The 12,860-nt window shown below is 65.6% G+C and carries 11 protein-coding genes; 6 read left to right on the plus strand and 5 right to left on the minus strand.

The genetic code is table 11. From position 1 onward, the window contains the following. Nucleotides 1-5 precede the first annotated feature (5 nt). Nucleotides 6-1,103: an LLM class flavin-dependent oxidoreductase gene (locus ABIB91_RS10995; protein WP_007596571.1), complete on the minus strand. Its 1,098-nt coding sequence runs from the start codon at nt 1,101-1,103 to the stop codon at nt 6-8. A 239-nt stretch (nt 1,104-1,342) separates the two neighbouring features. Between ABIB91_RS10995 and ABIB91_RS11000 the strand changes: the two genes are divergently transcribed. From ABIB91_RS11000 to poxB, 3 genes are all read left to right on the plus strand, one after another. Next, nucleotides 1,343-2,257 carry a 2-dehydro-3-deoxygalactonokinase gene (locus tag ABIB91_RS11000; protein WP_354169392.1) on the plus strand — a complete coding sequence of 305 codons (915 nt, stop codon included), beginning with the start codon at nt 1,343-1,345 and terminating at the stop codon, nt 2,255-2,257. A 13-nt stretch (nt 2,258-2,270) separates the two neighbouring features. Further along, a complete protein-coding gene (locus ABIB91_RS11005; RefSeq protein ID WP_354169394.1) occupies nt 2,271-2,903 on the plus strand; it encodes a 2-dehydro-3-deoxy-6-phosphogalactonate aldolase in 633 nt (210 codons plus the stop codon). Between the two features lie 80 nt (nt 2,904-2,983). Beyond that, on the plus strand, nt 2,984-4,720 hold the full coding sequence (gene poxB / locus ABIB91_RS11010; RefSeq protein WP_354169396.1) for a ubiquinone-dependent pyruvate dehydrogenase: 1,737 nt from the start codon (nt 2,984-2,986) through the stop codon (nt 4,718-4,720). Here poxB and ABIB91_RS11015 read toward each other — a convergent pair. Then, nucleotides 4,717-5,082, minus strand: coding sequence for a hypothetical protein (locus ABIB91_RS11015; protein ID WP_354169398.1), 366 nt, complete (start codon nt 5,080-5,082; stop codon nt 4,717-4,719). The two genes, poxB and ABIB91_RS11015, sit on opposite strands and share 4 nt — an antisense overlap. Before the next feature lie 68 nt (nt 5,083-5,150). After that, nucleotides 5,151-6,059 (minus strand): PaaI family thioesterase, encoded by a 909-nt coding sequence (locus ABIB91_RS11020; protein ID WP_354169400.1) that lies wholly within the window; start codon nt 6,057-6,059, stop codon nt 5,151-5,153. 150 nt (nt 6,060-6,209) lie between these two features. Between ABIB91_RS11020 and ABIB91_RS11025 the strand changes: the two genes are divergently transcribed. Beyond that, complete coding sequence (locus tag ABIB91_RS11025; RefSeq protein ID WP_354169402.1) at nt 6,210-6,530, plus strand: hypothetical protein; 321 nt, start codon at nt 6,210-6,212, stop codon at nt 6,528-6,530. A gap of 38 nt (nt 6,531-6,568) precedes the next feature. Here ABIB91_RS11025 and ABIB91_RS11030 read toward each other — a convergent pair whose 3' ends face one another. Both ABIB91_RS11030 and atzD read right to left on the minus strand, forming a co-directional pair. Then, nucleotides 6,569-8,038 (minus strand): amidase, encoded by a 1,470-nt coding sequence (locus ABIB91_RS11030; protein WP_219683021.1) that lies wholly within the window; start codon nt 8,036-8,038, stop codon nt 6,569-6,571. 125 nt (nt 8,039-8,163) lie between these two features. Continuing rightward, nucleotides 8,164-9,276: a cyanuric acid amidohydrolase gene (gene atzD, locus ABIB91_RS11035; RefSeq protein ID WP_354169405.1), complete on the minus strand. Its 1,113-nt coding sequence runs from the start codon at nt 9,274-9,276 to the stop codon at nt 8,164-8,166. A gap of 399 nt (nt 9,277-9,675) precedes the next feature. Here atzD and ABIB91_RS11040 point away from each other — a divergent pair, with 399 nt between their 5' ends. Together ABIB91_RS11040 and ABIB91_RS11045 are read left to right on the plus strand one after the other, a co-directional pair. After that, a complete protein-coding gene (locus ABIB91_RS11040) occupies nt 9,676-12,012 on the plus strand; it encodes a Tex family protein (RefSeq protein ID WP_354169407.1) in 2,337 nt (778 codons plus the stop codon). A 300-nt stretch (nt 12,013-12,312) separates the two neighbouring features. After that, nucleotides 12,313-12,816 (plus strand): hypothetical protein, encoded by a 504-nt coding sequence (locus ABIB91_RS11045; protein WP_007596555.1) that lies wholly within the window; start codon nt 12,313-12,315, stop codon nt 12,814-12,816. Nucleotides 12,817-12,860 lie beyond the last annotated feature (44 nt).

The raw sequence follows: 12,860 nt of genomic DNA on the forward strand, positions 1-12,860 counted from the left end.
TCGGGTCAAGCCGCCTTCTGCGCGGAGCCGAGATGCTTCAGGCGCGGCATCACCTCGTTCCTCAGCAGCGACAGCGAGTGATGCCAGGCTTCAGCCTTGTGCTTGTAGTCGAAGCCGAACACCAGCAGCACGCCGAAGCCGCCGACCTCCTCGTAGATCTTCTCGATTTTCTCGGCGACGGTCGCGGGCGAGCCGACGATCCAGTTCCGCTTGGCGCAATATTCGACGGTGACGTCGCTATCGGGCACGTCGGGCGCGTGCTTCAAATAGTCCTTGAAGCCGAAATGCCCGAGCAGCGGCAGGAAGTACTCGCCCATCATCCGGCCCATCATGTCGCCGGTCGAGAGCCTCCACGCTTCCTCGTCGGTATCAGCGACGAACACCTCGCGCACCAGCCGCCAATCCGCGCGGTCCGGCTTGCGTCCGGTCTTGGCGGCACCGGCTACGACCGAATCCCAATGACTGCCGACATAGGCCGGGTTGAGGTTGAGGCTCATCGGGATGAAGCCGCGCTCGCCGGCGAGCTTCAACGTGTCCGAGTTCTTCGAAAGACCGGCGACACCGATCGGCGGATGCGGCGTCTGCAACGGCTTGATGTGGGGTTTCAGGAAGTCGAACATCGTGTCCGGCTTGGTCACCGTCCAGAATTTGCCCTTGTAGGTCCAGGGCGCGGGATCGCTCCACATCTTCAGAATGATCTCCAGCGCCTCGCGCGTCATGTCGCGGTTCTGTCCGCTCATGCCGTCGACGTTGAACATGGCCCAGTCGCTCGGCAGGCCGCTAGCCGCGACGCCGAAATTGAGCCGCCCCCCGGAGAGATGATCGAGCATGGCGACGCGGTTGGCGAGCTCGGCGGGGTGGTGATAGGGCAGCAGGAAGCCGCCTGGTCCGATGCGAATATTCTTGGTCTGCATCAGCGCCTGTGCGATCAGAAGGTCTGGCGTGGGATTGGGTTCCCAGGGCGCGGTGTGGTGCTCGCCGACCCAGGCCTCCTGATAGCCGAGCTCGTCGAGCCAGCGCATGACCTGCAGGTCCCAGTCGTTCCCTTCCTTCAGGCCGCACTCCGGAGGGTGCGAAGGCATCGTGAAATAACCGATCTCCATGGGTTTCCTCTCCACAATTGACGCGTCTTGTTGCGCGGTTCACGGATGTGAGCAGAAACGCTTTAGCAAGCGGTGTGCCAGCTCTTCGCGAGTGGTGGGCCAGCACGAACGGCGCCTCAGACCTGCGAGAAAAGGCTGGTTTGCGGCGGCAATAGCCGATATCCCGGGACAGATTTACGGGGCCTCGTCTCACTGTCGCGAGACGGCGTCTCGGCGGTGAGACGAGGATACGAATCGAGATGACTGAACCTGCCTATGTCGCGGTAGACTGGGGCACCAGCAGCTTCCGACTCTGGCTGATCGACCGCGCCGGCGAGGTGCTGGCCGAGCGCCGCAGCGATGAGGGCATGCTGGCCGCCGCGAAGGCCGGCTTTCCCGCCGTGCTGCAATCGCATCTCGCGGCAGTCGAGGCTCCCGATCATCTGCCCGTCCTCGTCTGCGGCATGGCCGGCGCGCGTACCGGCTGGGTCGAGGCCGGTTATGTCGACACGCCGGCACCACTCTCCGCTGTTCTGAAGCAGGCCGCGCGCGTGCCCGGCGAAGCGCGCGACATTCGCATCCTGCCGGGTATCGCGCAGCGCGATGCAAAAGCGCCGGACGTGATGCGCGGCGAGGAAACGCAGCTGCTCGGCGCGCTCGGGCTCGATGCCGCCGGCGAAGCGCTAGTCTGCATGCCCGGCACGCATTCGAAATGGGTGCGCGTGAAGGACGGCACGGTCGCGCATTTCTCCACCTTCATGACCGGCGAGCTCTTCAGCGTCGTGTCGCGCGAGACGATTTTGTCGCTTGCGGTCGCCGGCGCCGAAGACGCCGAGGATGTCGCGAGCTTCAAGGCGGCGGTGAAGGCCGCGTACGAAGCACCGGCCTTCGCGGCTAATTTTCTGTTCGGCGCACGCTCGCGTCAGCTCCTGTTCGGGAGCACACCGGCCGCGGCGCGCGAAACGCTGTCGGGCACGTTGATCGGCGTCGAGCTGGCGGCGGGGCTTTCCGGCGCGATGTCGAAAGCTGGCATTACGCTGATTGCCTCGGGGCGGCTCGCGATGCTGTATAGGCTGGCTTTCGACGCGCTGTCGGTCGCCGTGAACCAGGTCGATGCCGATGAAGCGGTCCGCCGCGGTCTGTCGATGGCGGCTGCCGCGATCTGGACGCAATGAGAGGACTGTCGAGATGAGCGTTCCCTTTCCGGCGATGAAGCGGCCACTGGTCGCGATCCTGCGCGGCGTGAAGCCCGAGGAAACGCAGGCTATCGTCGGCGTGCTGATCGAAGCCGGCATGACCGCAATCGAGATTCCGCTGAACTCGCCCGACCCGTTCCGCTCCATCGCAACGGCCGTGAAACAGGCGCCGGCCGATGTGCTGATCGGCGCCGGCACGGTGCTGACCACTTCGGATGTCGATCGTCTCAACGACGTCGGCGGCAAGCTGATGGTCTCGCCGAATGTGGATACGCAGGTGCTCACACGTGCGCATCAATATGCCATGGTGACGTTGCCGGGCGTGTTTTCGCCCACCGAGGCACTGCTTGCCGCGCGCTCGGGCGCGTCAGGCCTTAAATTCTTTCCCGCCAGCGTGCTCGGCGCGTCCGGTATTGCCGCGATCCACGCCGTGCTGCCTGCCGGCGTGATGATCGCCGCCGTCGGCGGCGTCTCCGAGCAGAATTTTGCGGAGTACATCAAGGGCGGCGTCACCGCGTTCGGGCTCGGCTCCAGCCTCTACAAGCCCGGCATGACGGCAACGGACGTTGCCGCTCGCGCAAAGGTGACGATTGCCGCCTATGATCGGGCGATTGCGAAAGAGTGAGATCGCAATAAACAAGCCGTGATGCCGTCACACCCGGGCTTTACCCTATCTTGCTGGACCAGCGGGATCAGGAGACCGACATGGCGATCAACAACGTGGCCGATCTGTTCGTGGCAACGCTCGAACAGGCCGGCGTCAAGCGCATCTACGGCATCGTCGGCGACAGCCTGAATGCGCTGACCGAAGCGCTGCGGCGGCGCGGAACGATCGAGTGGATCCATGTCCGGCATGAAGAGGTTGCGGCCTTTGCCGCGGCCGGCGAAGCGGAGATGACGGGCAGTCTTGCGGTGTGCGCGGGCTCGTGCGGTCCCGGCAATCTGCATCTGATCAACGGCCTGTTCGATGCCCATCGCAGTCGCGTTCCCGTGCTGGCGATCGCCGCACAGATCCCGACCGCCGAGATCGGCAGCGGCTATTTCCAGGAGACCCATCCGCAAAACCTGTTCCGCGAGTGCAGCCATTATTGCGAGCTGGTCTCCGATCCGAGTCAGCTGCCCTACGTGCTGGAAAACGCTATCCGTGCGGCTGTCGGCATGCGCGGCGTTGCCGTCGTCGCCATGCCGGGCGACGTCGCCTTCCGCAGCCCACCGAAGCGCGCGCTGTCGACGGCGCGTGGCCTTGCGCTGTCGGCGCCGAAGGTCGTGCCGCAGGCCGATGAGCTGAAGGCGCTCGCGGACCTCTTGAACGGCGCCGAACGCATCACCCTGTTCTGCGGCCGCGGCTGCGCTGGCGCGCATGCGCCGCTGATGCAGCTTGCGGAAGCCTTGAAGAGCCCGATCGTGCATGCGCTGGGCGGCAAAGAACATGTCGAATACGACAATCCCTACGACGTCGGCATGACCGGCTTCATCGGCTTCTCCTCCGGCTATGCCGCCATGCACGCCTGCGACGCGCTCGTGATGCTCGGCACTGATTTTCCCTACAAGCAGTTCTTCCCGACCGATGCGAAGATCGCGCAGATCGACATCCGTCCGGAAAATCTCGGGCGGCGCTGCAAGATCGATCTCGGCCTTGTCGGCGACGTCAAGCTCACCATCGAGGCGCTGCTGCCGCTGCTCGAGGCCAAGACGCGGCGCAAGCATCTCGACGATGCGATCGCGCATTACAAGAAGGCACGCGAGGGCCTGGACTCGCTCGCGAAGGGCACGCCCGGAGCCAAGCCGATCCATCCGCAATATCTCGCAAAGGTCATCAGCGACCATGCCAGCGATGATGCGGTGTTCACCGCCGATGTCGGCACGCCGACGGTGTGGGCCGCGCGCTATCTCGACATGAACGGCCGCCGCCGGCTGATCGGCTCGTTCGTGCACGGCTCGATGGCCAACGCAATGCCGCAGGCGATCGGCGCGCAGGCCGCGCAGCCCGGCCGCCAGGTGATCTCGCTCTCAGGCGACGGCGGCTTCACCATGCTGATGGGCGATCTGATCACGCTGACCCAGATGAAGCTGCCGGTGAAGGTGGTCATCTTCAACAACGGCGTGCTCGGCTTCGTCGCACTGGAGATGAAGGCGGCCGGCTTCGTCGACACCAATGTCGATCTGGAAAACCCGGACTTCGCAGCGATGGCGCGCGCGATGGGTATCTTCGCAAGGCGCGTCGAGGATCCCGGCGAGCTCCCGGGAGCGGTGAAGGACATGCTGGCCCACAACGGGCCGGCGCTGCTCGATGTCGTCACCGCCAAGCAGGAGCTGTCGATGCCGCCGACCATCACGCCCGAACAGATCAAGGGTTTCAGCCTCTGGGTCTTGCGCGCCGTGATGAACGGCCGCGGCGACGAGGTCGTCGACCTCGCCAAGACCAATTTGCTGCCGCGCTAACCGCGCTTGACCGACGGCAGGGGCAGCCGCTCATGGCGGCGCTGGAAGCGTTGCCAGTGCAGGACGATGCCGATCAGGAGCGCCGGCACGAAGCCGAGCGCAATCAGGAAATGCGGCAGCTGCGCTGGTGAGATGAACGCGATGGCGATGTCGGAGATCAGCCAGAGCGCGGCGAACATCACCGCGAAATCGGTGCGCGGGCAGCGCAGATAGTAGAACACGGCGGTGATGACGACGGCGGGTCCAATGGCGATGCCGATCATCACCGTCGTCAGCTCCTTCGGCGTCAGCGCGTCGAGCACCATCGCTGCCAGCAGCCAGAGCGCGGCGAACATGGCGATGATGTCGAGCGGATGCCGCAACCCAATACCTCTCGTGAGGGACGCGCTATCGTTGTGGCCCAGACCTGGGTCGTCAAGGGGAAATGCGCCTATTCCTCGTCGTTTCCGGGCGTCGGCCGCAGCATGAAATGGCCGAAGGCGGTGGCGATCGGCTTGTTCGCATCGTCCTGCCAGGCCCGCGCCTCGAAGGCGACGATGCGCCGGCCCTGCTTCACGATCGAGACGTTGGCGAACGTGTCGAGCGCACGGCCCGAGCGCAGATAGTTGACGGTCAGTCCGATCGGCTTGGGCAGCGCGGCGGCGCCGAGCTCGCGCGCCACTCCGAAGATCGCGGTGGTCTCGAGGAAGGCGCCGGTCATGCCGCCATGGATCGCAGGCAGGATCGGATTGCCGATGATCTTTGGCGAGAACGGCATTGTCAGCGTGTCGTCGTCGTTGACGCGAATGCCGAGGCAGCGCGCGAACGGGCTGTTGGCGAACGGGCCTTCCGGATCGTCCGGCGCCTCCAGCGTCGAGATGCCGGGCGAATCTGTCCTGCGATCCGCGAGCATGTTGGTGCGGTTGGCGCCGATCATGAAACAGGCGGTCGCGGTCGCGACCGGATCGTCCTCGGACTCCTGATAGGCGGTGGAGCGCACGAAGGCGATCGAACGCGTGGTGCGGTAGCAGACCGAATGCGCCTTGATGTCGAGGCCCGGCGTTGCCGGCTTCTGATAGTCGATGCGCAGATCGAGCGTCGCGATTGCGCTCGTGCCGTCGAGCGCGAGCTGCACGGCCATGCCGCAGCTCTCGTCCAGCATCGCGGTGACGACACCGCCATGCAGCACGCCGGTCTCGGTGTCGCCGACGAAGACGGGCCGGTAGGGCAGGCTGGACCAGGCCTCGCGAGGTGCGAAGCGGTCGAGCTGGAGTCCGCTGATCTGGCCGTAATCGGAGCGGCGGCCCTTGATCGCCTCGGCGAGGTCCTCGAACGAAAGTGTGGTCGGTGAGCTGGACATGAGGACGTTCTAAACCAGCGGCGGGCGCGGCGCAAAACCCCGGATGGGCGTCCCGCGGCAGGAGTTCCGAGGCCGGTTTGGCCTCGACAGGGCCGGCCGAAGCAACGATGGTGGGCGCCTCGTTCGTTCGACCAGCCGCAAGGAGTGCCCATGGCCGATCCCGAAATGCCCGCCACCAGCCAGGGGCCCGTCATCATTTCGACCTCGAGCTCGGAGCGGGCGCCGATCATCTATTTCGACGGTGCGTCCTGCTTCGGCCACCACAACGGCGCTATCCAGATCGAGCTTGCTGCGAACCTTCTGATGCCGGTCGGCGCCGCCGTCAGGGTCGACGTGGTCCAGACCGCGCATCTGCGCTGCAGCGTGGCCGCCGCGCTGGCCCTGCGCGAAGCGCTCGACAAGGCATTGGCGATGTACCAGCAGGGTCAGCAGCAGCCCCGGCCGGAGGAAATTCCGACGGTGAAGAACTGAGGCAAGCGGCGGATCGCAAGTTAATGCGATCAACTCGCTCAGCTCACATGCACCTTCGGCTTCCTGCCATCGTTCCACTTGCCGTCGAGCGCGCGCTCGATCTGGGCGGCGAGTTGCAGCAGCAGGCCGTCATTGGCCTGTTTCGCAATCGCCTGGATGCCGAGCGGCAGGCCGTGGTCCTGCGTGGCCATCGGCATCGAGATCGCCGGCATGCCGCAGAGATTGGCGAGCGGCGTGAAGGCGAAGAAGCGCCAGAGATTGCCGAACCAGTCGAGCACGTCAGGATTGTCGGAGATGGTGAGATATTCCCGGGTGCCGACCTTCGGCGTCGGCAGCGCGGTGATCGGCGTCAGGATCACGTCCCACTGCTCGAAGAAGGCGCCGAAGGCGCGTGAGGTCGTGTTGAACACGCCTTGCATCTTCGCCCGCTCGGCGAAGCTCGTATGCCGGCCGGCTTCCCAGATCCGGATGTTCATGGGCTCGATGAGGTCTTCCGGGGGCCGCTCCAGCCCGCGCGCGGCGAGCATGTTGGAGATTACCACGGCAAAATTCGAGATATAGCAGGTGGTCTGCGCCTCGAACGCGGCGCGGAAGTCGAGCTCGGGCAGGCCGTAGTCGACGTGATGGCCGAGGCCTTCGAGGAAGCGGCCGGCCTTTGCCAGCTCGGCCGCGATCTCTGGCGTCGCGGTGTAGTCGCCCCAGCTGTGCGACAGCGCGATGCGAAGTTTTGACGGATCGCGTTTGATCATCTCGGAGTATGGTTGCGCCGTGGTCCAGAACGGCATGAACTCGCCCGGCGCCGCTCCCCTGGCATGGTCGACGAAGGCGGCGGTGTCGCGCACCGAGCGCGACTGGCAACCCTGGATCGAGACGAGGCCGGTGAGATCCGACATGTGCGGTGCCAGCGAGAACACGCCGCGCGAGACTTTCAGGCCGATATTGCCGTTGACCCCGGCGGGAATGCGGATCGAGCCGCCGCCGTCAGTCGCATGCGCGATTGGCACCACGCCCGCGGCCACCATCGCGGCGCTTCCCGCCGACGAGCCGCAGGTGGTGTAGTCGGTGTCCCAGGGATTGCGCGTGACATAGACGGCCGGATTGTCGGCCGAACTGCAGACGCCGAATTCCGGCGTCGTGGTGCGTCCGATCAGGTTCAGTCCGGCCTGGCGGAATTTGCCGGTCAGGAACGTGTCGGCGCTGGCGCGATTGCCGCGCATCAGCAGCGAGCCCATTTCCTGGAGCCGGCCCTTCATGGTCGGCCCCAGATCCTTCATCAGGAACGGCAGACCGGCGAACGGGCCGGCGAGATTGGCGCCGTCCTTGGCCGGATCGGCGATCACGTCATCGAACAGCTCGACCACGCCCGACAGTGCCGGATTGACCTTGGCAACGCCCGCAGCGGCCTGACGCGCCAACTCCTTTGCCGTGAGCTCGCCCTTGCGGACGCGCGCGGCCAGTCCCACGCCATCGTGCTGCGCCCATTCGTTCCAGCTCATCGGGAAAGTCATGCGATCCAAACCTCTTCGTGCGGCGCCACCTTAGTTTCGCACGGGAACATTTTAATCAACTGAGGCGGCGCGAAGGGCAGGGTTGCGCGGGATGGAGAGGTAATCCTCCATTGCATGCGCACGCATCAATCCGAGAGCTTTGCGATCACCGCGACCGGCCCGCCGCCAGCGGGGCCCTGGTGCTCGGCGCCGCCGGAGACGTAGACCGCCCCGGTGCCGGCGAGGCCGGCAATCAGGCCGCCGACGGCAGCCCGGGCGTGGCGCGTCGAGCTGATATCGGTATCTTCCAGCATGGTGTGGCGGAAGCCGCGCACGCTGCCATCAGGCGAGGCCTCGGCCTTGGCGAAGATGTTGACGAGCTCGCGGCCGGTCGTCGTCTGCGGCGCGGCGGGGAGCCCAACGCTCTCCAGCGCCGCGAGCACGGCGGCAGCGTCGATCGCATCGCTCATCACGGCATGCCCGATCTCGAATTCGCTCGTCGAGGACATCGAATTGCCGAGCACGATGACGACGTTGTGCATCAGCTCGATTCCGGACGAGGTCGAGGCGACGTTCGAAAACAGATCGTAGCGCCGCAGCACGTCGTCGTCTCGTAGGTCGGTTGCGATCTCGCCGAGCGCGACTGCAACCCCGAGCGCGGAGGCGCCGCGCGAATAGGCCATCGAACTGTAGGCGCTGGTCGTCGCCGTCTTGTGGCCGCGCGCATTCGCCGCTTCGACGCGCTCGCTGGTGAGCAGCGGGCATTTGATCTGCACGAAATGGACGTCGGCGGGATCGGCGATCCCGGCATCCGCCATCGCGGCCTTCACGGCCTTGGCTGTCTCCGTGATCTGAGCGGAGCGGCCGAGCTCTTCAGGGAGAAAATCCCGCGTGTGCGCCATGCCGATGCTCAGGCGCTTGCCCGAGATGCCCGGCGGGCGCTGCTGGACGTCCTGGCGCGTGAACACCGTGATGTGCGGGCTAAGCACGCCCTCGGTGCCGCCGGACATCACGAAAGCGATGCGCTGCTCGACCTCCTGCGGCGACAGGCCGAGCTGCGGCGCCAGCGCCGTGCACAGCGCGGCAACGGCATATTCCCGGGTAAAGTCGTTGACGCCGCCATTGCCTTCGGTCTTGCCGAGGATGGCCAGGATGGATGCCGGATCGATCGCGCCGGAGCCGATCATGCTTATCAATCCGGAGACGTCGCCGGGGCCTTTGGTGGCGACCTTGAAGACGCCGACCGATGTCGTCCGCATGATAGTCCTCACATGGGGTTCAGGAGCCCGGCCGACAAAACAGCTGCTGAACCGGGGCGCCTGTCAAGGTGTCGAGGCAATCCCATCGTCGTCCTGGCGAGCGCCAGGACGCATGACCCAGGGGGCATTTGGCGAAGTCTCGTCGTTCGGTACGCCTACCGCCTACAATCGATGAATCACGCGCTATGGGTCCTGGCCTTCGCCAGGACGACGATGGAGTATGTGCGTCGTCCTCGCCGCCCCTCACGATTGTGGCGAGATCGCATCGGTTCGACAAAAAATCCCTTGTCGACGATCGTCCGCCGCACCTTGATGAATCAACCCCGATTGGTCCATAAGCGGCGTCCCGCAGCCGGTGGTTCGCCTCCGCGATGCGTGCTTGGATAGAGGGGTTCTCGCGTGGCAAATATCAACCAGAAAATTGCGCAGGAGCTTGGGGTTCGGGCGGAGCAGGTCGAGGCGACAGTGGCGCTGCTCGACGGCGGCGCCACGGTTCCCTTCATCGCCCGCTACCGCAAGGAAGCGACCGGTGCGCTCGACGATGCGCAATTGCGCACGCTGGAGGAGCGCCTGGGTTACCTGCGCGAGCTCGAGGACCGCCGCAAGGCCATCCTCGAATCGGTCCGCGAGCAGGGCAAGCTCGATGCCGCGCTGGAAGCCTCCATTCTCGCCGCCGACAGCAAGGCGCGCCTCGAAGACATCTATCTGCCGTTCAAGCCGAAGCGCCGCACCAAGGCGGAGATCGCCAAGGAAGCCGGCCTCGAGCCGCTCGCCAATCAGCTCATGGCCGACCCCACCAACGATCCGAAGGTCGTCGCCGAAGCCTTCGTCAATGCCGAGAAGGGTGTTGCCGACGCCGCTGCGGCGCTCGACGGCGCCCGCGCCATCCTCGTCGAGCGTTTCGACGAAGACGCCGACCTGATCGGCGCGCTTCGCGAAGAGGTGTGGACCAATGCGCGCATGGCCTCCAAGGTGCGCGACGGCAAGAAGACCGAGGGCGAAAAGTTTGCCGATTATTTCGAGTTCTCCGAGCCGCTGACGAAGCTGCCCTCGCACCGCATCCTCGCGATGTTCCGCGGCGAGAAGGAAGAGATCCTCGATCTCCAGATCCAGGCCGAGGCCGAAGCATCGCCGCCGGGCGTGCCGAGCGTCTATGAGCTGAAGATCATGAAGCGGTTCGGCATCGCCGACCTCAAGCGCGCCGGCGACCGCTGGATGATCGACACCGTGCGCTGGGCCTGGCGCACCAAGATCCAGGTGCATCTCAACATCGACCTGCGCATGCGGCTGTGGAATGCGGCCGAGACCGAGGCCGTGCGCGTGTTCGCCTCGAACCTGCGCGACCTCCTGCTGGCCGCGCCGGCCGGCACCCGCGTCACCATGGGACTCGATCCCGGCTTCCGCACCGGCGTCAAGGTTGCCGTCACCGATGCGACCGGCAAGGTGGTGGATACTGCCGTGATCTATCCGCACGAGCCGCAGCGACAGTGGAACGAGGCGCTTGCGATCCTCGGCAAGCTCGCATTGAAGCATCGCGTCGAGCTGATCGCGATCGGCAACGGCACCGCCTCGCGCGAGACCGACAAGCTCGCGGCCGACCTCGTCAAGGGCCTGCCCGACTTGAAGATGACCAAGATCGTGGTGTCGGAAGCTGGCGCGTCGGTCTATTCGGCCTCGGCTTTCGCCTCGGAGGAGTTGCCGGGCCTCGATGTCACCCTGCGCGGTGCGGTGTCGATCGCGCGGCGGCTCCAGGATCCGCTCGCCGAGCTCGTCAAGATCGAACCTAAGGCGATCGGCGTCGGCCAGTACCAGCACGACCTCGGTCAGGCCAAGCTCGCCAAATCACTCGACGCCGTGGTCGAAGACTGCGTGAACGCGGTCGGCGTCGACGTCAACACCGCCTCGGCACCACTGCTCGCGCGCGTGTCGGGCGTCGGTTCCGGCCTTGCCTCGAGCATCGTGGCACACCGCGACGCCAACGGTCCGTTCAAGTCGCGCAAGGCGCTGAAGGACGTGCCGCGGCTCGGCCCCAAGGCGTTCGAGCAGTGCGCGGGCTTCCTGCGCATCCTCGGCGGCGAGGACCCGCTCGACGCCTCCGGCGTGCATCCGGAAGCGTATCCGGTGGTGCGCCGGATTCTCAGCGCCACCAAAAGCGACATCAAGGCGCTGATCGGCAGCAGCGACATCGTTCGCACGCTGAAGCCGAAAGACTTTGTGGACGAGACGTTTGGTCTGCCGACCGTCACCGACATCCTGCGCGAGCTCGAGAAGCCCGGCCGCGACCCGCGTCCGGCGTTCAAGGCCGCGGTGTTCATGGACGGCGTCGAGGAGATCAAGCACCTCAAGAAGGGCATGATCCTCGAGGGTACCGTGACCAACGTCGCCGCGTTCGGCGCCTTCGTCGACATCGGCGTGCACCAGGACGGCCTCGTGCACATCTCGGCGATGTCCAGGACCTACATCAAGGATCCACGCGAGGTGGTGAAGCCCGGCGACATCGTCAAGGTGAAGGTGCTGGACTTCGAGGTCGCGCGCAAGCGCATCTCGCTGACGCTGCGGCTCGACGACGAGGTCGGCGCCAAGAAGGACGCGCCCGGCATGCAGCGGGACAACAGCTCGCGCAATCCGTCCCGTATGACCTCGTCGGCCCCGCGCCAGCAGGAATCTGCCGGCGGCGGCGCCCTCGCGGAAGCGCTGCGCCGCGCGGCCGAGAAAAACGGCGGCAAGAGGGCGTAGCTTCTAACCTCTCCCCGCTCTTCTGCTGGGAGGTGTCGGATCGCTGCTCGATATATCGAGAGTTCTATCCGCGTCGTCATTGCGAGCGCAGCGAAGCAATCCAGAATCTTTCCGCGGCGGGACTCTGGATTGCTTCGTCGCAAGGGCTCCTCGCAATGACGAGGAGAGAGCGCGGGTCCGTCTCCCTAACTTCCGCGTCAGAATCTGGCGCGTTTGTAAGTTGAAGGTGCCGGTCCCTTCCTCTCATCTGATCCTTCTCGCGCGGCAGAAATATCGCCGCGCAGTACGGAGGATGCTTCGATGGACAACAGGCTTTTCAAAGGCCTCACCGCGGTGACGATCGCAGCGGTGATGGCGCTCGCTTCACCGGTGCTCGCCCGTGGCGGCGGTGGAGGCGGCGGCCACGGCGGTGGTGGTTTTGGCGGCGGAGGTCATGGCGGCTTTGGCGGTGGCGGGCATTTCGGTGGCGGCGGCATGCACGCGGGAGGCTTTGGCGGCGGCATGCACGCCGGTGGCTTCGGCGGCATGCACGTTGGCGGCATGGGTGGCGCCCGTTTCGCCCATGTCGGCGGACCGGGCTTCGGCGGCGCCCGCTTCGCGCATGCGGCGATCGGGCCGCGCTTCGCTGGTTCCGGCTGGCACGGCAGGCCCTTCATCGGCCGCCACGCCTTCTTCCGGCACCACCATCGCTTCTTCTTCGGAGCACCTTTCATCTATGCCGGCTACAATGACGGCTGTTGGCGCAGGAGCTGGACGCCCTATGGGTGGCAATGGGTCAATGTGTGCGGAGACTCTTGGTACTAGCATCGCCGTACCGCACCATTGTCGCGATCGTCATCGGACGGTTC

This window comes from Bradyrhizobium sp. JR4.3 (genome assembly GCF_040547695.1).
Classification (GTDB): Bacteria; Pseudomonadota; Alphaproteobacteria; order Rhizobiales; family Xanthobacteraceae; genus Bradyrhizobium; species Bradyrhizobium canariense.